The organism is Rhodanobacter sp. G1, assembly GCF_055397855.1.
Window position 1 is genome coordinate 1,809,271 of record NZ_AP039674.1, and the last position, 19,489, is coordinate 1,828,759.

The window sequence follows — 19,489 nt, forward strand, 5'->3', positions numbered from 1 at the left end:
GTCCGGTCTGCCCCACGAAACCCACGCAGACATGTCCCGATCCAACTCCCGCTCCCGCGCGCCTGCCGCGGAGCTAGAAGCCGACATCGCCGACCTGGCCCACGACGGCCGCGGCGTGGCCCGCATCGACGGCAAGGCGGTGTTCGTCGCCGGTGCGCTGGAAGGCGAGCGGGTAAGGCTGCGCCTGCGCAAGCGCCACCGGCATTTCGATGAGGCCGAGGTGGTCGAGGTGCTTTCGGCGTCGCCGCACCGCGTCGAACCGAAATGCGTGCACTTCGGCGTGTGCGGCGGCTGTTCGCTGCAACACCTGGATGCCGCCGCGCAGATCGCCGCCAAGCAGCGCGTGCTGGCCGACAACTTCGCGCGCATCGGCAAGGTGGAGCCGGCCCGCTGGCTGCCGCCGCTGGTGGACGAGCCCTGGGGTTACCGCCGCAAGGGTCGCCTGTCGGTGCGCGCGGTGGCGAAGAAGGGCCGCGTGCTGGTGGGCTTCCGCGAGGAGGCCAACCCGCGCTACGTGGCCGATATCCGCCATTGCGACGTGGTGCATCCCGCGCTGGGCACGAAGATCGAGCTGATCGGCGAGCTGGTGGGTTCGCTGGATGCCGCCGCCGAGATCGCACAGATCGAGTTCGCCGCCGGCGACGACACCGTCGCGCTGGTGTTCCGCCACCTGCAGCCGCTGAGCGAGGCCGACCGCGCCGCGCTGGTCGCGTTCGGCCAGCAGCACGGCTTCGCGATCTACCTGCAACCAGGCGGCGTGAGCAGCGTACATCCGCTGTGGCCGGAAGCGCCGCGGCTGGCGTTCAAGCTGTCGCCGGGCGGCGGCGCGGAGGACGTGGAGCTGGAATTCCGGCCGCTGGACTTCGTGCAGGTCAACGCCGGCATGAACCAGCGCATGATGGCGCGCGCGATGGAGCTGCTCGATCCGCAGCCCGGCGATCGCGTGCTCGACCTGTTCTGCGGCCTGGGCAACTTCACCCTGCCCATCGCGCGCCGCGTGGCCGAGGTGGCGGGCGTGGAGGGCGAGCACGGCCTGGTCGAGCGCGCCGGCGAGAACGCGCGGCGCAACGGCATCGCCAACGCGGGCTTCCACGTCGCCAACCTGTTCGAGGATCAGCGCGGCGCCGACTGGGCGCGGCAGCCCTGGGACAAGCTGCTGCTCGACCCGCCGCGCGCCGGCGCCGACCAGGTGCTGGCCTACCTGCCGCACAAGGCCACGAACCGCATCGTCTACGTCTCCTGCCATCCCGCGTCGCTGGCGCGCGACGCCGGCATCCTGGTGAACCAGCATGGTTTCAAGTTGAGCGCGGCGGGCGTGATGGACATGTTCCCGCATACGGCGCACGTGGAGTCCATCGCGGTGTTCGAGCGGTGATGCCCGGGCACGGCACCTGCCACAACGTCATTCCGGCGAAGGCCGGAATCCAGTTGGGTGCTCGTGCGCAGCACGCAAAACCTGTATCGAATGCTTTGCACGCATGTTCCACTGGATGACCAGCCTTCGGCTGTCGAAAAAGCGCCTCCGGCCTTCGCCGGAATGACGAATCTGGACACGAAATAGAAGCCACCCATGCCCATCGAGATCGAACGCAAATTCCTCCTGCGCGACGACGGCTGGCGCGCGCAGGTCGAACACAGCGAGCACATCGCGCAGGGCTACCTGGTCGGCGCGGCGGCGCTGGCGGCCGGGCATGCGCGCGCCTCGGTGCGCGTGCGCCGCGCGGGCGGCGAGGCGTGGCTCAACATCAAGGCGGCGCGGCTGGGCATCGAGCGCGCCGAGTACGACTACGCGATCCCGCCGGACGATGCCGACGCCTTGCTCGCCACCTTGTGCGACGGCGTGCTGAGCAAGCGGCGGCACCACGTCACGGTCGATGGCACGCTGTTCGAGATCGACGAGTTCCTGGGCGACAATGCCGGCCTGGTGGTGGCCGAGGTGGAACTGCCGCACGCGAACGCGCCGTTCCCGCGGCCGTCGTGGCTGGGCCGCGAGGTGAGCGCCCTGGCGCGCTACTACAACGTCAACCTGATCGCGCACCCGTATGCCCGCTGGACGCAGGCGGAGCGCGACGCCCACGATGGAGCGGACGCCTGATGCTGCTGATCGGCCTGGCCGGATTCGAAGTCGCCGAACGCGAACGCGCCTGGCTCGCCGCGCCCGGCGTGTCGGGCGTGATCCTGTTCGCGCGCAACTACGCCGACCGCGCGCAGCTAATGGCGCTGTGCGAATCGATCCGCGAGATCGGCGGCGAACACCTGCTGGTCGCGGTGGATCAGGAAGGCGGCCCGGTGCAGCGTTTCCGCGAGGGCTTCACGCGCCTGCCGGCGCTGGCGCGCATCGGCGTGGTGTACGACCGCGATCCCGGCGAAGCGGTGCGCCTCGCCGAGGAGCATGCGTGGGTGATGGCCAGCGAGCTGCGCGCCTGCGGCGTGGACTTCAGCTTCGCGCCGGTGGCGGATCTGGCGCGCGGCAACGCGGCCATCGGCGCGCGCGCCTTCCATGCCGATCCCGCCGTGGCCGCCGAACTCGCCGCGGCCTACGTGCGCGGCATGCACCTGGCCGGCATGGCCGCGGTGCTCAAGCACTTCCCCGGCCACGGCTCGATGGCCGCCGACACGCACAAGGCCGTGGCGATCGACCCGCGCCCGCTGGACGACATCCGCCGCGACGACCTGCGCCCGTTCGTCGAGTGCATCGCCGCGCGGGTGGAGGCGGTGATGATGGCGCACGTGGTCTATCCCGCCGTGGACGCGCTGCCGGCCGGCTACTCGCGCAAGTGGACGACCGACATCCTGCGCGGCGAACTCGGCTTCGCCGGCGCGGCGATCAGCGACGACATCAGCATGGCCGCCGCGGGTGCGGCGGGCGGCGTGGCCGAGCGCGTGCATGGCCACCTGGACGCCGGCTGCGACCTGGTGCTGGCCTGCTTCCCGGAGGTGGTGGACGAGGCCATCGCCGCCGTGGCGCATCGCGCTCCCGCGCATCCCGAACGGCTGGTCTCGCTGCGCGGCGCCATCGGCGCCAGCTGGGACAGCCTCACCGACAACCCCCAGCGCGACCGCTTCGTCGCGCGCATCACGGCGCTGGACGCCGCACAGGGCAACGCATGAATGACAAGCTTCCTTCCCTGCAAGACGCGCTGGCTCATGCCGACGTGCTGTTCGAGCGCGCCGAGCTGGAAACCGTGATCGCCGACCTCGGCCGGCGCATCGACGCCGCGCTGGACGGCGAGCGCGCGGTGTTCCTCACCGTGATGAACGGTGCGCTGATGTTCGCCGGCCAACTGGCACTCTCGATCCGAACCGACCTCGAATTCGACTACGTGCACGCCACCCGTTACCGCGGCGCCACCTCCGGCAGTGATCTGCATTGGTTGCGCGAGCCCGCGGCGAACCTGGCAGGCCGCACCGTGCTGCTGGTGGACGACATCCTCGACGAGGGCCACACACTGAAGGCCGTGCGCGAAGACTGCCTGCGCCGCGGCGCGAAGCGCGTGCTGGTCGCCTGCCTGTGCAGCAAGCGGCACGACCGCCTGGTCGAAGGCATCGCCGCCGACTTCAACGGCGTCGAACTGCCCGACCGCTACGTGTTCGGCTACGGCATGGACTACCACGAGCAGGGCCGCAACCTGCCGGCCATCTACGCGTTGCGCTGAGTAGCGCGTCCAACGGGATCACGCATGAACATCCTGGGCATCTCCGGCAGTCTGCGCCGGGCTTCCTTCAACACCGCGCTGCTGCGCGCCGCGCAGGAGCTGCTGCCGGCCGGCGCGACCCTCGCCATCCACGACCTGCACGGCCTGCCGCTGTTCGACCAGGACGTGGAGGAGCAGGGCGATCCCGTGCCGGTTGCCGCGCTGAAGGATGCCGTGGCGCAGGCCGACGCCCTGCTGCTGGCCTGCCCGGAATACAACGGCGGCATCACCGGCGTGCTGAAGAACGCCATCGACTGGATCTCGCGCGCCGGCATCGCCCGGCCATCCGCGCCGCTGGCCGGCAAGCGCGTCTGCATCGTCGGCGCCAGCCCCGGCGTCACCGGCACGGTGCGTGCGCAGGATCAATTGCGGCTGGTGTTGCGCCGCGCCGGCGCGGTGGTCGAGCCGCAGGGCGAGGTGCTGGTGTTCCAGGCGCACACCAAGATCGCCGACGGCCGGCTGGCGGACGAGCGTACCCGCGAGCTGCTGGCGCGCCACCTCAACAACTTCCTCGGAACCTTCGCATGAGCGAGCACCTGATCGACCTGGCCGTGATCGGCGGCAGCGGCCTGTACAAGTTTCCGGGACTGGAGAACACCGCGCGGCATGCGGTCGAGACGCCATTTGGCGTCGCTTCGGGCGAGGTGGTGCTGGGCGACTTCGCCGGCAAGCGCGTGGCCTTCCTCGCGCGCCACGGCGAGAGCCATAGCCTGCCGCCGCACCGGGTGAACTACCGCGCCAACCTGTGGGCGCTGCACCACCTGGGTGCGCGCACGGTGGTCGGCGTCAACGCGGTGGGCGGCATCCGCGCCGACATGGGGCCGCGCGCCATCGTGGTGCCCGACCAATTGATCGACTACACCCACGGCCGCATCACCAGCTTCTGCGACGTCGAAGGCGCCGAGGTGAACCACATCGATTTCAGCGAGCCGTACACCGCCGCACTGCGCCAGCGCCTGCTGCAGGCCGCGCACAAGGCCGGCATCGCGGCCATCGACGGCGGCTGCTACGGCGCCACGCAGGGGCCGCGGCTGGAAACCCGCGCCGAGATCGCGCGCATGAAGCGCGACGGCTGCGACCTAGTCGGCATGACCGGCATGCCAGAGGCCGCGCTGGCGCGCGAGCTGGGCCTGGAATACGCCTGTCTCGCCCTGGTGGCGAACTTCGCCGCCGGCTGCGGCGACGAGGCCGAGATCAGCATCGAGGAAATCTTCGCCCACCTCGCCGCGGCCACCGCCGAGGTGCCGCGCCTGCTGGAGGCGATGTTGCGCGCATGAGCGCGCTAGCGCGTTGTTGCATGGCGCATCCACGGTGCGGAATTGTGGCAGTGCGCCGCGAATTGCTTCGCACATATTGCGCTTTGACCTGAATCATGCTGATACTTTCCGGGCACCAGGACGGTGAGCCAGGGGGATGGTTCGAGCTCGACCGGGTGCGCCCTGTCCATGCTTCCAGAGGTTCCATCAATGCGTTTCGGTACGGTCAAGTGGTTCAACGACGCCAAGGGCTTTGGTTTCATCGCGCCCGAGGACGGTGGTGAGGACGTGTTCGTCCATTTCTCGGCAATCAATTCCAAGGGCTTCCGCAGCCTGCAGGAAGGCCAGCGCGTGAAGTTCGAAGTCACCCAGGGCCCGAAGGGCGCCCAGGCTTCGGGCGTCGAAATCGCGGGTTGATTCCCGTTGGCCGGCACTCCGTCGGCCGTGCAGTAGCAGAACGAGCCCCGCGCCGATGCGCGGGGCTTTTTGTTTGATCCCCGCGGTCAGAGACGATCGCCAGCACACTGGAGAACAGACATGACCGACCGGCGGCAATTCCTCAAGACCTCGTTGCTCGGCGCCTCGGCGCTGGCGATGGGCGGCCCGCTCACGGCAGCGGGCGCGACGGGTACGGCCGGCGCGGCGGGCAAGCCCGGCGTCGTGCGCGTGGCTTCCACCTGGGACTTCGGCGTGGCGGCGAACAAGGCGGCATGGGCCGTGCTGGGGCAGGGCGGCCACGCGCTGGACGCGGTGGAAACCGGCGCGCGCGTACCGGAGGCCGATTTGAAGAACCACAGCGTGGGCCGTGCCGGCTACCCGGATCGCGACGGCCACGTCAGCCTCGACGCCAGCATCATGGATGCCGAAGGCAACTGCGGCGCGGTCGCCGCGATCGAACACATCGCGCATCCGATCTCGGTGGCGCGACGTGTGATGGAGCGCACGCCGCACGTGCTGCTGGTCGGCGAAGGCGCATTGCAGTTCGCGCTGGAGCAGGGCTTCAAGAAGGAGCACCTGCTCACGCCCGAATCCGAAAAGGCCTGGCACGAATGGCTGAAGACGGCGCACTACGAGCCATCGATCAACAGCGAGGTGCACGACTACGGCAAGGGCGCCCTCGGCCTGCCCGGCGGCAAGGACAACCACGACACCATCGGCATGCTCGCGCTGGACGCGCACGGCAAGCTGGCCGGCGCCTGCACCACCAGCGGCATGGCGTGGAAGATGCGCGGCCGCGTCGGCGACAGCCCGATCATCGGCGCCGGCCTGTACGTGGACGGTGACGTCGGCGGCGCCACCTCCACCGGCGTGGGCGAGGAGGTGATCCGCAACGCCGGCAGTTTCCTGGTGGTGGAACTGATGCGCCAGGGCCGCACGCCCACCGAGGCCTGCAAGGAGGCCGTGATGCGCATCATCAAGCGCCGCCCGGAGGCAACCAAGACGCTGCAGGTCGGCTTCCTCGCCATGAACCGGGAGGGCGACGTGGGCGCCTACGCGATCCAGCACGGCTTCACCTACGCCGTGTGCGACGCGCAGAAGCAGGACACCCTGCTGCCCTCGGCCAGCGTCTACGCCACGAGCTACTCGTGATCCTCGAAGTCGCCGCCAACTCGGTGGCCTCCGCGCTGGCCGCGCAGGCGGGCGGGGCGGGGCGGGTGGAGCTGTGCGCCGCGCTGGAGCTCGGCGGCCTCACGCCCTCGCACGCCACCATCGCGATGGCGCGCGAGCGGCTGCGCATCCCGCTCTACGTGCTGATCCGTCCGCGCGCCGGCGATTTCCTCTACGACGACGACGAATGCGAGGCCATGCGCCGCGACATCGAAACCTGCGCAGCGCTGGGTTGCGACGGCGTGGTGCTGGGCGTGCTCGACGCCGACGGCGATGTGGACATGGAGCGCTGCTACGGCCTGATCGCCGCGGCGGGGCATCTCGGCGTCACCTTCCACCGCGCCTTCGACCTAGTGCGCGATCCGCGCCGCGCGCTGGACGACGTGATCGCGCTGGGCTGCGAGCGCGTGCTCACCTCGGGCGGGCAGGCCAGCGCGATGGAAGGCGCCGCGCCGATACGCGAGCTGGTCGCGCAAGCCGGCGGGCGCATGAGCATCATGCCCGGCGCTGGCGTCACCGAACACAACATCGCCGCACTCGCTGCGGCCACCTGCTCGCACGAGTTCCACGCCTCCGCCAAGCGGCAACTGCCTTCGGGCATGCACCACCGTCCGCCGTTGCTCGCCGACATGCAGGGCGGCGAACTGCGCAGCGACGCCGAGCAGGTGCGCGCATTGGTGCGCGCGATGCGGTTTGATCGATCCGGCGCGCAACACTGCTCGTCCTGAGCGTAGCGAAGCGCACGCGGGGAGCGGCCACGGATGGCCGCAGTTTTGAGGAGCGAGGAAGTCGAAGGACATCGGCGGCAATTCTTTACCACCCCAGTTTGCTCGTCATCTCGGCGCAGGCCGGGATCCAGTAGCGATCACGCTCGTTCGAGCCACGCGGCGACTGGATAACCAGCTTCGCAGCTGTGAAGTTTCTCCGTTTGCGCCGGGATGACGGGCAAGTGCGCGATCCGGTGACTTCAGGCCACCGCCCTCCCTACCGCAGCGCATGTTCCCCCACCTTCGCTAAGATGCCGCTTTGCAAATCCCTTGCGGAGCGAGTCCCAGTGATCATCAAACCCAAAGTGCGCGGCTTCATCTGTGTCACGGCCCACCCGGTCGGTTGCGAGCACAACGTGGCCGAACAGATCGCCACCACCCAGGCCGCCATCCACGACGGCGGCAAGGGCCCGAAGCGCGTGTTGGTGATCGGTGCCTCCACCGGCTACGGCCTCGCCTCGCGCATCACCGCCGCGTTCGGCTACGGCGCCGCCACGTTGGGCGTATTCTTCGAGAAACCCAGTAGCGAGGACAAGACCGGTACCGCCGGCTGGTACAACTCCGCCGCGTTCGACAAGGCGGCCAAGCAGGCCGGCCTGTACGCGAAATCCATCAACGGCGACGCCTTCGCCCACGAAACCCGCGTGCGCGCCATCGAGATCATCAAGAACGAGATGGGCGGGCAGATCGACCTGGTCGTCTACTCGCTGGCCTCGCCCGTGCGCAAGCTGCCGGACACCGGCGAGGTGGTGCGCTCGGCGCTCAAGACCATCGGCGAACCGTTCACCAACACCTCGGTCGACACCAACAAGGACACCGTGATCGAGGCCACCATCGAGCCAGCCACCGAGCAGGAGATCAAGGACACCGTCACCGTGATGGGCGGCGAGGACTGGGCGCTGTGGATCGACGCGCTGAGCCAGGCCGGCGTGCTGGCCGAACACGCCAAGACCATCGCCTACAGCTACATCGGCACCGAGATCACCTGGCCGATGTACTGGCACGGCACGCTCGGCCAGGCCAAGCAGCACCTCGACAACACCGCGAAGCAACTGCGCAGCCGCCACCCCGGCCTCGACGCCTGCGTCGGCGTGATGAAGTCCGTGGTCACCCAGGCCAGTGCCGCCATCCCGGTGATCCCGCTGTACGTCTCCATCGCCTTCAAGGTCATGAAGGAGAAGGGCATCCACGAAGGCTGCATCGAACAGATCAACCGCCTGTTCCACGACCGCCTCTACCGCGCCGACGGCGCGCCTGCGCCCACCGACGACGAAGGCCGCGTGCGCCTGGACGACTGGGAGCTGCGCGACGACGTGCAGACCCCCTGCAAGACCCTCTGGCCCACCGTCACCACCGAAAACCTCAAGCAGGTCACCGACTACGCCGGCTACAAGCACGAGTTCCTCAAGCTGTTCGGCTTCGACCGGACGGACGTGGACTACGACGCCGAGGTGGAGGCGGATCGGCGGTTCGATTGCGTGGAGATGTGAGGCGGATGGGCAGTCGCTGAAGCCGCGGGGCTTCGGCGATTGCCGCTTTCGATCCGCGCGGCTGCGCCTCGATCCAGGTTCGGGCGTCCGATTTCATTCGGATGGAAGGATTCGGAACCGCTTCGCTACTCAAGGCGGGAGGGTGTCGCACCCGCAGCGCGTTCCTGCATGAGCCGATGCGCAGCAGACTCCCAGTTTTGCCCGTCAAACGGGCGAACCTTGAGATTCGACAGGTCGACTCCGTCGACACAACGCAAATTGACGACCCACTTGCTCGGAGCAATTCTTGGACGGCTGAAAACACTGATGCCGTAAGTTTTGCAGAAGTAATGCTTGGCCGTCATGGTTCCGAACTGGTAGAGGCCGAGATCGGCTTCCCCAGACAGAATGCGCAAGCGCGCATCATCCGTACCGTGCCAGATGGCGCCTTTCATGCGGCAAATCGAGCAATTGCATTCAACAGCTGTGTCGATATTTCCATCGAGCTCAAAGGTGACGCGGCCGCAGTGGCATGAGCCTTTGTATGCTTGCATGCAGGGATACTTGCGTGCGGTAAACACTTGAGTCAAGCAGCCCGGCGAGGGGCGGCGGATGCGTGCTAGCGTAGCGCAGGCACGCAGACAGCATCACGAAGCTGGGGCGGCTTGAGCGAGTAGTGGAGTGGCGGCCTGGATGTTTGCCGTCGCGTGCGTACATCCCGCGCGCTATTTCGGATTATCCCCCAGGCGCACGAGGCCCGAAGCCGCACGACCGGCCGATGCGGGCCAGTAGCCTGCGCGGGCCGGCAACCGGCCGGCTTGCCCAGGGAAGTATCTTCCCATTCACCGCGAGGACACCCAGATGGCGGTGGGCAGCGACCTGATGACCAATGCACTGGAGGGCTACGCGGTGCTCAAGGTCACCGGCAAGGGGCAGGGCGTGGACGATCTGCGCAAAATGCTCGCCACCTGTTTCGCGCGCGGCCCAAGCACGGCGGCGGCGCCTGCCACACCCGGCGTGCCGGCGGATCCCGCATCGGCTTGATGGATGGCCACCTTGGCAAGGCGCCGCATGAAGGCTTTGCCAAGGTGTCGCGCTCACAAGCCGAGTCCGTGACGAGTGGTGCGGGTGGTTGATGTGCGCGGGTGGTGTTGGCGTGGATCGGGCGAGGCTTGTGCAGCTTCGCAGTGCGCCTCGCTTTGCGATCGCATTGATGCCGTGCACTGCGACCCCATATACTTGGTCGGCCAATTCGTTTTCCCCGGGGGGTGTACTGGCTTCGACGGGGGTAGTGAGATGGCTTGGTGCATGCCGAGGGGGCAGCTTTCCTCGTTAATCCAGCCGCAAACTCATAGTTGCCAACGACGACAACTACGCTCTGGCCGCTTAAGGCCTAGCCCCGAACCCGCTTGTGCTCGTGCTCGCCGGTGTAGGGTCATTATCACGGGATCGCCCGAAGCCGCCGCCTGTCGGCCAGGGTCAAATCAAGCAGGCTGGTCCTTCGATGCGCTTCGCACATCGTGCTGTCGCGGGACGAGATCCAACGGTGAGCTAAGCATGTAGTACTGGGCGTCAAGCGCCTTCGGACGCGGGTTCGACTCCCGCCACCTCCACCAATTCGCCGTCCAACGGCGTCCAATAAAGGCCGGAAAGCCCCGAGAAATCCCGGCTTCCGGCCTTTTTCTTGTACGACGCCGGCCGGGAATCGAATCGATGCCGTCGTGTGTGCCACATGCGCGAACTGGTCGTGCCGGAGTTGTTCTGCCGCTCATGCCGGCTTGGTCGCCGCCGATGCAGGCATCCTTGCGCGGGCGCGAACGCGCCAAAGCATCCGAGTGCCGCGATCCGGGCAAACGCCTGCGCGGCGCGTAGGCGCGGGCCGACAGTGTGCATGGGCTTGTGGTGGCAAAGTGATCCGGATCGACGATGTCCACGCAGTTGGCCGTGTTCGTGCGACGGGCATCGCACTTGGGAGCGCGCATCTGGTTCGAAAGTGGTTCGATATCCGCGCCAGGCTTGTATCCTGCGGCAAGGCAACGCGGCTTTCATGGGTTGGAAGCATTCATCTAGGGAGGGGAGAGCATGATCCAGATCGTATTGATCGACGACCACGAACTCGTTCGCACGGGCTTCAGGATGATCCTGCAGCAGCAGCCGGACATGCATGTCTGCGGCGAGGCGGCGAGCGCGGAGGATGGCCTGCGCCTGATCCGCAGCCTGAAGCCGGAGATCGCGCTGGTGGACGTGCACATGCCGGGCATGAGCGGCATCGAGTTGACCGAGCGTGTGAGCCGCGCCGGGATGGCCACGCGCATCGTGGTGGTCACGGTGGTGGACGATGGCCGTTTTCCCAAGCGCTTGCTCGATGCCGGCGCATCGGGCTATCTGACCAAGGGCTGCAATGCCGATGAACTGGTGGCGGCAGTGCGGCAGGTGGCTGGTGGCCGGCGTTACCTGGCGCCGGCGGTGGCGCAGCAACTGGCGCTGGCCACGCTGGATGGCGACGGCTCGCCCTTCGATTCGTTGTCCAGCCGCGAACTGGAGGTGGCGATGATGCTGGTGCGCGGCAAGGCGTTGACGGTGATAGGCGAGCAGCTCAACTTGAGTCCCAAGACGGTGTCGACCTACAAGCAGCGGCTGATGGAAAAATTGCAGGTGGATCATGTGCTGGGGCTGGCGCACCTGATGACGGCGCATGGCCTGATCGATGCGCCGAACCATCAGGTGGGCGTCTGAGCAGACGGTCGCGGTTGTCCCTGATCGCTTGAGTGGAATGGACGGCCCTTCGTGGCGGCCGCACTGCCAACAAAAAAGCCGAACCTCGCGGTTCGGCTTTTTGTTGGCGACGATGCTTGCTCAGGGCGCCGCGTCGTGCCTGGGTTCTTCCGTGGGCTCTGTCGTTTCGTCGGCAGGCGCGGCCGTGGTGGGTACGACGGGCGCAGCGGGAGCGCTGGCGGTATCGGCGACGTGGCTCAGCAAATCGCCTTGCTGCGGTTGCGTGGCGACTGGCGTGGAGGCAGGTTGCCCGGTCTCGGCGACGGGTTCGGAAGCCGTTTCCACGGCAGCGGCCGGAGCCGGCGAGGCGGGTTCCACCACATCCTGCTTCTCGGTGGTCACCACCGACGGTGCGGGTTCGTGCGGCTGATCCGCTTCGGTGGAAGGAGCATTCGCCTCGGCCGGGTGTGCCGGTTCGGCGACCGGCGCGGCTGGCGTCGCGGGCTTTTCCGGGATCGGCGGCAACGCCGGCAAGCTGAAGGCGGTGGCGACGGCGGCAGCCAGCGGTGCTTCGGTCAGCACCACGCGCGCGGGTTCGGGGCGTTCGGCCTGCGGCGGCGCGACGCGCGGAGCGGGCACGGGGCGTGGCGTGGCGGTTGCGACCGGCGCAGGCGTCGCGGTTTCGGTTTCGTCGGCTGACTTGTCGACGGCCGCGGCGGCGGGCGCAACCACGGGAGCGGCTTCCTTGCCGATTGCATCGGCTTCGTCGCGATCCTCGTCGTCTAGTTCGTCGATCTGCTCGGCATTCGACGTGCTGTCGGCGGCGGCATCCTCGTGGCGGCGGCGGCGGCGGCCACCGCGACGGCCGCGACGGCGGCGCGAGGGGCCTTCGCCATCGCCGCTGGCGGCATCGGCGGCCACTGGTGCGATCAGCTTGGTTTCATCGACGGCTTCGGCAGGCGCGGCCACCGGACGCGGCGCAGGAGTTTCCGGCTTGGGCGCTACGGCCGCGGCGGCATTGGCAGCGGGAGCCGCAGGCTTACGCTCGGGCTGGGCGGCCTTGTTGTCGGCGTTGTTGTTGCGCGGCTGCTGCTGGCGCTCCTGCTTGGCCGCCTGGTTGGCCTGCGGCTGGCGTTGCGCGCCTTCGTTGCCCTTGTTGCGGTTGGTTTGCTGCTGGGCGTTCTGCGGCTGGTTCGGCTTGGCCTGCTGCGTGTTGCCGTCGCGGCGCTCGTCGCGACGCGGCTGCTGCTGGCGATTGCCGCCGTTGCCCTGCGCGCCGCGGTTGCGTTCGTCGCGGCGCGGTTGCTGCTGGCGATTGTTGCCGCGCGCGTTGCTGCGTTCGTTGTCCTTCGAGGCCTTGGCGGCAGGCGCGGTCGTGTCGGTGGCGGCCGCGCTGTTGCGGAACCAGCCGAACAGGCGGGAGATGATGCCGCCGCTCGGGGCGGCCACGGCCGGTGCGGGTGCCGCCTGGCGACGCGGCGCCTGCTGCGTTTGCTGCGCGGGTGCGGCGGCGGCTTCCTCGCGTACGGGTGCCGGCGTGGCGGGCACGATGCCGCTGACGGCGGGTTGTTCGTTGCTGCCCAGCGTCTGGCCCATCTTCGGCAGCGGGGCGGCTTCGACCGCGGTGAGGCGCTCGTAGCTGGGCTTGCTGTGCTCGCCCATGTCCGCTTCCTTGATCCGCTGGATCTGGATATGCGGGGTCTGCAGCTTGTCGTCGGCCACGATCACCACGTGCGCCTTGTGGCGCAGCTCGATCTCGACCACGCTGGCGCGCTTCTCGTTGAGCAGGAAGTTGGCGACCGTGGGCGGCGCCTGCACCAGCACCTGGCCGGTGTTGTCCTTCATCGCGTGTTCTTCGATCAGGCGCAGGGTGGACAGGCCCAGCGACTCCACGCCGCGGATGTGGCCGTGGCCTTCGCAGCGCGGGCAGACGATCTGGGTGGCTTCGCCGAGGCTGGGGCGCAGGCGCTGGCGCGACAGCTCCAGCAGGCCGAAGCGCGAGATGCGGCCCACCTGCACGCGGGCGCGGTCGAGCTTCAGCGCGTCCTTGAGCTTTTCCTCCACCTCGCGCTGGTGGCGCGGGCTGTCCATGTCGATGAAGTCGATCACGATCAGGCCGCCGGCGTCGCGGATGCGGCACTGGCGGGCGATCTCCACCGCGGCCTCGAGGTTGGTGTTGAACGCCGTCTCCTCGATGTCCGAGCCCTTGGTGGCCTTGGCCGAGTTGATGTCGATCGCGGTGAGCGCCTCGGTCTGGTCGATCACGATCGAGCCGCCGGAGGGCAGGCGCACCTGGCGGTCGAACGCGCTCTCGATCTGCGTCTCAATCTGGTAGCGGCTGAACAGCGGGGTGTCGTCCTTGTACAGCTTGAGCTTGCGCAGCGAGGTGGGCATCACCTGCTGCATGAATTCGCGGGCGTCCTCGTAAAGCGATTCCTCGTCGATCAGGATCTCGCCGATGTCGCTGCGCAGGTAGTCGCGCAGGGCGCGGATGAACAGCTTGGATTCCTGGTAGATCAGGAACGGCGCCTTGCGCTCGCTGGCCGCCTTGGAGATCGAGCGCCACAGCGTGAGCAGGTAGTCCAGATCCCACTGCAGCTCTTCGGCGTCGCGGCCCAGGCCGGCGGTGCGCACGATCAGGCCCACGTCGTCGGGCACGGTGACGTGCTCCAGCGCTTCCTTCAGCGCCTGCCGGTCTTCGCCCTCGATCCGGCGCGAGACGCCGCCGGCCTTCGGGTTGTTCGGCATCAGCACCATGTAGCGGCCGGCCAGCGAGATGAAGGTGGTGAGGGCGGCGCCCTTGTTGCCACGCTCTTCCTTCTCGACCTGGACGACGACTTCCTGGCCTTCCTTCAGCAGCTCGCGGATACCCGACTTGTGCGGGTTCAGGCCGGGGGTGAAGTACTGGTCGGCGATTTCCTTCAACGGCAGGAAGCCGTGGCGTTCGGCGCCGTATTCGACGAAGCAGGCTTCCAGGGACTGCTCCACGCGGGTGATGCGGCCCTTGTAGATGTTGGCCTTTTTCTGTTCGCGGGAGGGGATTTCGATGTCGAGATCGTAGAGGTTCTGGCCATCGACGATGGCCACGCGCAACTCTTCACGCTGAGTTGCGTTGATCAACATGCGCTTCATTGTAGTTTTCCTCAGCTCGCCCGCGCGTCGCGTGCCGCGGTGGCGCCGGAATGGCGGCCTGCCGGGGATCGCGCCGCTGCGGGGGAGCGGCTCATGTGACGGCGCCTTTCCGGGCGCCCGGATGTTCGGGTTACTGCACCAGCCGCGCCCAGGCAAAACGCTTCGGGCAAACGACGGCCCGAACCGTTACGATGAAAGGGAGTCGCGACCGCTGCCGGTAGGCAGTCGGCGCAATCCTCGCCGGCGTGACGGGCGGGGCCCCGGCCCGAACCGGTCTCGGCGGGCAGGGAATGGCGCCCGCCGAGTATCCTATTTCGACAGGTTTTTTTCAATGCAGACGGCAACTTCCCGCGACGTACCTCAAGGTGTGCGTCAAGTCGCGATCGGCCCCGAGCGGGACGGCCAGCGCATCGACAACGCGCTGGCGACCCTGCTCAAGGGGGTGCCGAAAAGCATGATCTACCGCCTGCTGCGCACCGGCCAGGTGCGGGTGAACGGCAAGCGTGCCAAGCCCGATACGCGGTTAAATGACGGCGATATGCTGCGAATTCCGCCGATCCGGCAAGCTGAACCCGGCGAAACGCGTGCGGCGCCCGGGGCGATGGTGGCTTCGGTGGCCGAGGCGGTGATCTTCGAGGACAAGCACTTCCTGGTGATCGACAAGCCTTCCGGCATCGCCAGCCATGGCGGCAGCGGGGTGAGCCACGGCGCCATCGAGCTGCTGCGCGCTGCGCGCCCGAACGAGTCGCTGGAACTGGTGCACCGGCTCGACCGCGACACCAGCGGCGTGCTGGTGCTGGCCAAGTCGCGGGCGGGGTTGGTGGGGCTGCAGGCGGCGATCCGCGCCGGCGAGGTCACCAAGCAGTACCTGTGCCTGATGGTCGGCCACCCGCCCAAGGCCAAGTTCGACGTCAACGCGCCGCTGCGCAAGTTCGCCCTGCAGGGCGGCGAGCGCATGGTGCGGGTGAGCGACGACGGCAAGCCAGCGCTCACCTTCTTCCGCGAGATGGAGCAGTACCCCGGCGCCCGCCTGATGCAGGCCACCCTGGGCACCGGCCGCACCCACCAGATCCGCGTGCATGCCGCCCATGCCGGCCACCCGCTGGCGGGCGATCCGAAGTACGGCGACCGCGACATGAACAAGCGTTTCCGCGAGATGGGGCTGCAGCGGCTGTTCCTGCATGCCGCGCACCTCAGCTTCGAGCTGGATGGCCGCCTGTACAGCTTTTCCGCGCCGCTGCCGGACGACCTGAAGACCTTCCTCGACGTGCTGGCGGTGAAGGGCAAGCACCTGCCGTACATCCAGGCGGCGGCCAAGGAAGCCGCTAAAGAAAGAAACGGGCGCTGACTTCGAGCGAGCGCAGCAGCCCGCCCACCAGCCCGGCCTCCACCAGCAAGGCGCAGGCGGCATGCGCCACGGCGACCGGCAGCAATGTGCGCGAGCGCAGGAAGCACCAGGCCCACCACAGCTCGGCCAGCAGGCAGAGCTGCATCAGCGCGCCGTTCGGCGTGTGCATCACCGCGAACACCAGCGCCGTGAGCAGCACGGCGAGGGCAGGGTGGAGCCGCCCGCCTTCGAGCCGGCGCAGCACCACGGCCAGCATCAGCCATTGCTGCAGCAGTGCCCACGCCAGGTACAGCAGCGCATGGCCCGGCGGCGGCATCACGAGCGGGTGGCCGAAGCAGGCCACCAGCAGCAAGGCCAGCGGCAGCGGCGCGAATGGCATCAGCCATGCACGCCCGTCGCCGAGCCAGTGCCAGCTCGCCGGGCGCCATCGCCGCTCGGCCTGCAGCGCGAACAGCACCGAGCCCGCGAACACCAGCAGGCCGGGCACGGTCAGTCGCAAGCCGATTTGCAGGCCCGCGATCAGCCACAGCGGGCCGGCGAGGCAGCCAGCCAGTTCCAGCCACGGACGCCCCGGCAGGCTTGGCAATCGCAGGGCCAGGACGATCAGTGCCAGCAGGTAGCCGATGGCGCCTGTCCACGGCAACCAGCCGCGATCACCGGTGCCGTTGTCGGGTACCGGGGCGCTGCCGTGCGGCAGGATCAGTGCGCCCGGCCGCTGCCGCCACACCCGTCCGCGCAGCGCCAGTTGGGTTTCCGCCGAAGCGCCGGCGGGCAGGGCGATCCACGGTGCCGCGGGCAGCGTGGCATCGGCGAGTTGCCGCGCTGCGATGGATGGATCGGGCGACAGCCGCAGCGTGGGTTGCGCGGGGATGGCCAGTGGCGCGTCGCGTCGCAGCGCCACTTCGTCCAGGCGCAGCGAGGCATGGGCGGGAAGCGCCAGCCGCAGGCGCAGCGCCTCGATCCGCTCCGGTGCAGCGCAGCCGCCGCCGTCGGCGGCCTGCCAGCGCAACTGGCGCAGGTCGAGCGCAAGCCGCAGCGAACCGGCTGGTATGGGAGCTGTTTGCCAGGCGGAGCAGCCCGGCTGGCCCAGGTGCGGTTGCCATGCCACGCCCAGCCGGAACGGCGCATCCGCCGTGCCATGCAACGACAGCAGGGGCCAATGCCCGGCATCGAGCATGCCGCGCACCGGCAGTCCGATTTCGAACGGCGTGCCGTCGCGGCTGGCGATGCGCAAACCATCATCGGCGGCACGCACGTCGGCAGCGCCGAAGGCACGCCCGGCGATGAGGTCGTGCGGCTGGCGCAACGGCCATTGCCACGGCGGTTGGCCGTGTTCGAGCAGCGCAAGCTGCCGATCCGCCACGCCGTGCAGGTGCAGGGCAACGATGCGCGCCGCCAACGTGCGCAGGACGGGCAGCAGCAAGGCCACTAGCAGCACGAAACCGGCGCCGGCGAGCCACCGGTGCGCAGAGGCGCGCACGTTCAACGCGCCAGCAAGGCCTCGACCTTGGCCGCGCAGATGATGTCGTTCAGCGAAAGCCCGCCCACGTCGTGGGTCGACCACAGCAGTTGGCAATGGCCATAGCCAGCCTCGATGTCCGGGTGGTGATCCTCGTGGTTGGCCATGAAGCCCACCGCATTGATGAAGCCCAGCGTGTGGCGGAAATCCGGAAAGTGGAAATCCTTGACGATGGCGCGGCCGTCCGCGGCGAGCTTCCAGTCGGGCAGCAGTTGCAGCAGTTGGGTGATCTTGTCCGCGCTCAGCGCATGTTCCTTGCCTTTGCGCGGCTGGCAATGCTGGCTGGCGAAATCGTGGATGTTCATGGCAGCTCCATCGGTAAGCAAAGGCGAGGCTGCGCAGGGTCGAAGCTGCGCGCACAAAAGTCAAAACCTGCGGGCATCCGCGAAACCGTACTAAAATGGTGCTGATTCGTCGGGCGCGATGTCGCGCTCCGCCACAGGTGAAGCATGATCGAGATTTCCGAACGCGCACAGCAGCATTTCCGCAAGCTGCTGGCGCAACAGGGCAACGAGGGCATGGGCATCCGCCTGCACGTGACCGCGCCGGGCACGCCGGCGGCGAACTGCGAGCTGGAGTTCTGCGAGCCGGCCGAGCTGCTCGGCAACGAGTGGACGATCGAGTGCGCGGGCTTCGACTTCCACGTCGCTGGCGACAGTGCTTCGTGGCTGGACGGCGCCAGCATCGACTTCGAGCCGAACGCCACCGGCGGCCTGCTCAACATCCGCGCGCCGAGGATCAAGGGCGACGTGCCCGGCATGGAAGCCGGCGTGATCGAGCGCGTGCGCTACGTGCTCGACGCCGAGATCAACCCGAGGCTGGCCTCGCACGGCGGCCGCGTCACCCTGCTGGAAGTGGATGCCGACGGCGTGGTGCTGCTGCAGTTCGGCGGCGGCTGCCACGGCTGCGGCATGGTGGACGTCACGCTGAAACAGGGGGTGGAAAAGACCCTGCGCGAGCGCGTGCCCGAGGTGACCGCCGTGCGCGACGCCACCGACCACAGCGGCGGCAAGCAGCCGTACTACAGCAAGCACGAGGGCAAGTCGGCGCTGGGGTGAGCCTGGCCTTTGCGGTCATCCTTGATCGCGAGGATCAAATGGGCGGCCATCGATGGCCGCGCTTCTCGACCCTTTGCGATCGTCCTTGCTCGCGAGGATCAAATGGGCGGCCATCCATGGCCGCACTTTTCATAACAAGAAGCCCGCCGTCAGGCGGGCTTTCCGTTTCAAGCCGAAAGGCGAATCAATCGCCCTGGATATGCCCCTTCAGGGTGTCCAGCTTGGTCGGCAGGCTGGAGAAGTAGGCGGCGACGTCCTCGATGTCCTGGTCGGACAGCGTGGCCACCATGCCCTTCATGATCGGGTTGTTGCGTTCGCCGTCCTTGTACTCGTGCAGCACCTGCTGCAGGTATTCGTTGTACTGGCCGGCGAGGCGCGGATACTGCGGGTCGACCGCGTTGCCGTCGGCACCGTGGCAGGCAAAGCAGGCGGCGGCCTTGGTCTTGCCGGCGGCGGGATTGCCGCTGGCCAGCAGCGGGGCCGAGGCAAGCGCCAGGATGGCGCCGAACGAAAGCAGGGCTAGTGCGCGTCGCATGCGGAATCCTTGGTTACTTGATCGGCGTGATGCTGGACAGGTAGGCGGCGATGTCCTTGATGTTCTGCTCGGACAGGCTCTCCGCTTGCGCGCGCATGGTCGGATAGCTGCGGTCGCCGCTCTTGTACTCGTTCAGCGCGTTGATGATGTACTGCTCGTTCTGCCCGGCGATCTTCGGCACGGGGTAGTTCGGGTAGGCGTTGGAGTAACCCGGCACGCCATGGCAACCCGCGCAGGTGTAGACCAGCGAGCGCCCCGCGGCCTTGTCGCCGCCGTCGGCGGCGTGCGCGCTGGCGGTAGCCAGCAAGGCGGCAGCGGCTGCCAGGCCAAGCAATTGCAGTCGAATCATCGAGATCGTTCCCCAGGTGCGGCGACAGATGCGATTGA

At 68.2% G+C, this 19,489-nt stretch carries 20 protein-coding genes and 1 other RNA gene; 15 read left to right on the forward strand and 6 right to left on the reverse strand.

Going from position 1 to position 19,489, the window contains the following annotated elements:
- Window positions 1-31 precede the first annotated feature (31 nt).
- The 10 genes from rlmD to fabV all read left to right on the forward strand — a co-directional run bounded on the left by rlmD (window position 32) and on the right by fabV (window position 8,816).
- Complete coding sequence (rlmD, locus tag ACZ5Z2_RS08230) at window positions 32-1,375, forward strand: 23S rRNA (uracil(1939)-C(5))-methyltransferase RlmD (protein ID WP_464761463.1); 1,344 nt, start codon at window positions 32-34, stop codon at window positions 1,373-1,375.
- 195 nt (window positions 1,376-1,570) lie between these two features.
- Window positions 1,571-2,095, forward strand: coding sequence for a CYTH domain-containing protein (locus ACZ5Z2_RS08235; RefSeq protein WP_464761464.1), 525 nt, complete (start codon window positions 1,571-1,573; stop codon window positions 2,093-2,095).
- On the forward strand, window positions 2,095-3,111 hold the full coding sequence (gene nagZ, locus ACZ5Z2_RS08240) for a beta-N-acetylhexosaminidase (protein WP_464761465.1): 1,017 nt from the start codon (window positions 2,095-2,097) through the stop codon (window positions 3,109-3,111). Before ACZ5Z2_RS08235 ends, nagZ begins: the two co-directional genes overlap by 1 nt.
- The gene (locus ACZ5Z2_RS08245) at window positions 3,108-3,656 is read left to right on the forward strand and encodes a hypoxanthine-guanine phosphoribosyltransferase (protein ID WP_464761467.1); all 549 of its coding nucleotides are present in this window, start codon (window positions 3,108-3,110) and stop codon (window positions 3,654-3,656) included. The genes nagZ and ACZ5Z2_RS08245 overlap by 4 nt, the downstream gene beginning before the upstream one ends.
- 24 nt (window positions 3,657-3,680) lie before the next feature.
- Window positions 3,681-4,223, forward strand: a complete 543-nt coding sequence (locus tag ACZ5Z2_RS08250; RefSeq protein WP_464761469.1) for an NADPH-dependent FMN reductase — start codon at window positions 3,681-3,683, stop codon at window positions 4,221-4,223.
- Window positions 4,220-4,972 (forward strand): S-methyl-5'-thioinosine phosphorylase, encoded by a 753-nt coding sequence (locus ACZ5Z2_RS08255; RefSeq protein WP_464761470.1) that lies wholly within the window; start codon window positions 4,220-4,222, stop codon window positions 4,970-4,972. The genes ACZ5Z2_RS08250 and ACZ5Z2_RS08255 overlap by 4 nt, the downstream gene beginning before the upstream one ends.
- Before the next feature lie 189 nt (window positions 4,973-5,161).
- Entirely contained in the window at window positions 5,162-5,368 is a 207-nt protein-coding gene (locus ACZ5Z2_RS08260) for a cold-shock protein (protein ID WP_049620931.1), read from the forward strand.
- Between the two features lie 120 nt (window positions 5,369-5,488).
- Entirely contained in the window at window positions 5,489-6,541 is a 1,053-nt protein-coding gene (locus ACZ5Z2_RS08265; protein ID WP_464761471.1) for a N(4)-(beta-N-acetylglucosaminyl)-L-asparaginase, read from the forward strand.
- The gene (locus tag ACZ5Z2_RS08270) at window positions 6,538-7,287 is read left to right on the forward strand and encodes a copper homeostasis protein CutC (RefSeq protein WP_464761472.1); all 750 of its coding nucleotides are present in this window, start codon (window positions 6,538-6,540) and stop codon (window positions 7,285-7,287) included. Before ACZ5Z2_RS08265 ends, ACZ5Z2_RS08270 begins: the two co-directional genes overlap by 4 nt.
- 326 nt (window positions 7,288-7,613) lie before the next feature.
- Window positions 7,614-8,816 (forward strand): enoyl-ACP reductase FabV, encoded by a 1,203-nt coding sequence (fabV, locus tag ACZ5Z2_RS08275; protein ID WP_464761473.1) that lies wholly within the window; start codon window positions 7,614-7,616, stop codon window positions 8,814-8,816.
- Between the two features lie 125 nt (window positions 8,817-8,941).
- Here fabV and ACZ5Z2_RS08280 read toward each other — a convergent pair whose 3' ends face one another.
- Window positions 8,942-9,349: a GFA family protein gene (locus tag ACZ5Z2_RS08280; protein ID WP_464761474.1), complete on the reverse strand. Its 408-nt coding sequence runs from the start codon at window positions 9,347-9,349 to the stop codon at window positions 8,942-8,944.
- A 307-nt stretch (window positions 9,350-9,656) separates the two neighbouring features.
- On the opposite strand from ACZ5Z2_RS08280, the gene ACZ5Z2_RS08285 reads away from it, so the two are divergent.
- The 3 genes from ACZ5Z2_RS08285 to ACZ5Z2_RS08295 all read left to right on the forward strand — a co-directional run bounded on the left by ACZ5Z2_RS08285 (window position 9,657) and on the right by ACZ5Z2_RS08295 (window position 11,531).
- Entirely contained in the window at window positions 9,657-9,839 is a 183-nt protein-coding gene (locus tag ACZ5Z2_RS08285) for a hypothetical protein (RefSeq protein ID WP_464761475.1), read from the forward strand.
- Between the two features lie 220 nt (window positions 9,840-10,059).
- Window positions 10,060-10,411: a transfer-messenger RNA gene (gene ssrA / locus ACZ5Z2_RS08290) on the forward strand.
- A 466-nt stretch (window positions 10,412-10,877) separates the two neighbouring features.
- Window positions 10,878-11,531 (forward strand): response regulator, encoded by a 654-nt coding sequence (locus ACZ5Z2_RS08295; protein ID WP_464761477.1) that lies wholly within the window; start codon window positions 10,878-10,880, stop codon window positions 11,529-11,531.
- Window positions 11,532-11,651: 120 nt separating this feature from the next.
- Here ACZ5Z2_RS08295 and ACZ5Z2_RS08300 read toward each other — a convergent pair whose 3' ends face one another.
- Window positions 11,652-14,642, reverse strand: a complete 2,991-nt coding sequence (locus ACZ5Z2_RS08300) for an Rne/Rng family ribonuclease (RefSeq protein ID WP_464761478.1) — start codon at window positions 14,640-14,642, stop codon at window positions 11,652-11,654.
- Window positions 14,643-14,973: 331 nt separating this feature from the next.
- Between ACZ5Z2_RS08300 and ACZ5Z2_RS08305 the strand changes: the two genes are divergently transcribed.
- Window positions 14,974-15,990, forward strand: coding sequence for an RluA family pseudouridine synthase (locus tag ACZ5Z2_RS08305; RefSeq protein WP_464761479.1), 1,017 nt, complete (start codon window positions 14,974-14,976; stop codon window positions 15,988-15,990).
- On the opposite strand, the gene ACZ5Z2_RS08310 is transcribed toward ACZ5Z2_RS08305, so the two are convergent.
- Together ACZ5Z2_RS08310 and ACZ5Z2_RS08315 are read right to left on the reverse strand one after the other, a co-directional pair.
- A complete protein-coding gene (locus ACZ5Z2_RS08310; protein ID WP_464761480.1) occupies window positions 15,968-17,470 on the reverse strand; it encodes a lysostaphin resistance A-like protein in 1,503 nt (500 codons plus the stop codon). The genes ACZ5Z2_RS08305 and ACZ5Z2_RS08310 overlap by 23 nt on opposite strands.
- Before the next feature lie 2 nt (window positions 17,471-17,472).
- A complete protein-coding gene (locus tag ACZ5Z2_RS08315) occupies window positions 17,473-17,814 on the reverse strand; it encodes a 4a-hydroxytetrahydrobiopterin dehydratase (RefSeq protein ID WP_464761481.1) in 342 nt (113 codons plus the stop codon).
- Between the two features lie 144 nt (window positions 17,815-17,958).
- Between ACZ5Z2_RS08315 and ACZ5Z2_RS08320 the strand changes: the two genes are divergently transcribed.
- Window positions 17,959-18,567, forward strand: coding sequence for an NfuA family Fe-S biogenesis protein (locus ACZ5Z2_RS08320; RefSeq protein ID WP_464761482.1), 609 nt, complete (start codon window positions 17,959-17,961; stop codon window positions 18,565-18,567).
- Between the two features lie 184 nt (window positions 18,568-18,751).
- Here ACZ5Z2_RS08320 and ACZ5Z2_RS08325 read toward each other — a convergent pair whose 3' ends face one another.
- Window positions 18,752-19,102: a c-type cytochrome gene (locus tag ACZ5Z2_RS08325; RefSeq protein WP_464761483.1), complete on the reverse strand. Its 351-nt coding sequence runs from the start codon at window positions 19,100-19,102 to the stop codon at window positions 18,752-18,754.
- Window positions 19,103-19,115: 13 nt separating this feature from the next.
- Entirely contained in the window at window positions 19,116-19,451 is a 336-nt protein-coding gene (locus ACZ5Z2_RS08330) for a c-type cytochrome (RefSeq protein ID WP_464761484.1), read from the reverse strand.
- Window positions 19,452-19,489 lie beyond the last annotated feature (38 nt).

Excerpts from the sequence above, each read along its gene's own strand:
- nagZ (WP_464761465.1), top strand. The coding sequence starts at position 2,095 with ATGCTGCTGATCGGCCTGGCCGGATTCGAAGTCGCCGAACGCGAACGC.
- ACZ5Z2_RS08285 (WP_464761475.1), top strand. The coding sequence starts at position 9,657 with ATGGCGGTGGGCAGCGACCTGATGACCAATGCACTGGAGGGCTACGCG.
- ACZ5Z2_RS08260 (WP_049620931.1), top strand. The coding sequence starts at position 5,162 with ATGCGTTTCGGTACGGTCAAGTGGTTCAACGACGCCAAGGGCTTTGGT.
- ACZ5Z2_RS08300 (WP_464761478.1), bottom strand. The coding sequence starts at position 14,642 with ATGAAGCGCATGTTGATCAACGCAACTCAGCGTGAAGAGTTGCGCGTG.
- ACZ5Z2_RS08320 (WP_464761482.1), top strand. The coding sequence starts at position 17,959 with ATGATCGAGATTTCCGAACGCGCACAGCAGCATTTCCGCAAGCTGCTG.
- ACZ5Z2_RS08315 (WP_464761481.1), bottom strand. The coding sequence starts at position 17,814 with ATGAACATCCACGATTTCGCCAGCCAGCATTGCCAGCCGCGCAAAGGC.
- rlmD (WP_464761463.1), top strand. The coding sequence starts at position 32 with ATGTCCCGATCCAACTCCCGCTCCCGCGCGCCTGCCGCGGAGCTAGAA.
- ACZ5Z2_RS08255 (WP_464761470.1), top strand. The coding sequence starts at position 4,220 with ATGAGCGAGCACCTGATCGACCTGGCCGTGATCGGCGGCAGCGGCCTG.
- ACZ5Z2_RS08250 (WP_464761469.1), top strand. The coding sequence starts at position 3,681 with ATGAACATCCTGGGCATCTCCGGCAGTCTGCGCCGGGCTTCCTTCAAC.
- ACZ5Z2_RS08245 (WP_464761467.1), top strand. The coding sequence starts at position 3,108 with ATGAATGACAAGCTTCCTTCCCTGCAAGACGCGCTGGCTCATGCCGAC.
- ACZ5Z2_RS08265 (WP_464761471.1), top strand. The coding sequence starts at position 5,489 with ATGACCGACCGGCGGCAATTCCTCAAGACCTCGTTGCTCGGCGCCTCG.
- ACZ5Z2_RS08325 (WP_464761483.1), bottom strand. The coding sequence starts at position 19,102 with ATGCGACGCGCACTAGCCCTGCTTTCGTTCGGCGCCATCCTGGCGCTT.
- ACZ5Z2_RS08235 (WP_464761464.1), top strand. The coding sequence starts at position 1,571 with ATGCCCATCGAGATCGAACGCAAATTCCTCCTGCGCGACGACGGCTGG.
- ACZ5Z2_RS08280 (WP_464761474.1), bottom strand. The coding sequence starts at position 9,349 with ATGCAAGCATACAAAGGCTCATGCCACTGCGGCCGCGTCACCTTTGAG.
- ACZ5Z2_RS08305 (WP_464761479.1), top strand. The coding sequence starts at position 14,974 with ATGCAGACGGCAACTTCCCGCGACGTACCTCAAGGTGTGCGTCAAGTC.
- ACZ5Z2_RS08330 (WP_464761484.1), bottom strand. The coding sequence starts at position 19,451 with ATGATTCGACTGCAATTGCTTGGCCTGGCAGCCGCTGCCGCCTTGCTG.
- ACZ5Z2_RS08295 (WP_464761477.1), top strand. The coding sequence starts at position 10,878 with ATGATCCAGATCGTATTGATCGACGACCACGAACTCGTTCGCACGGGC.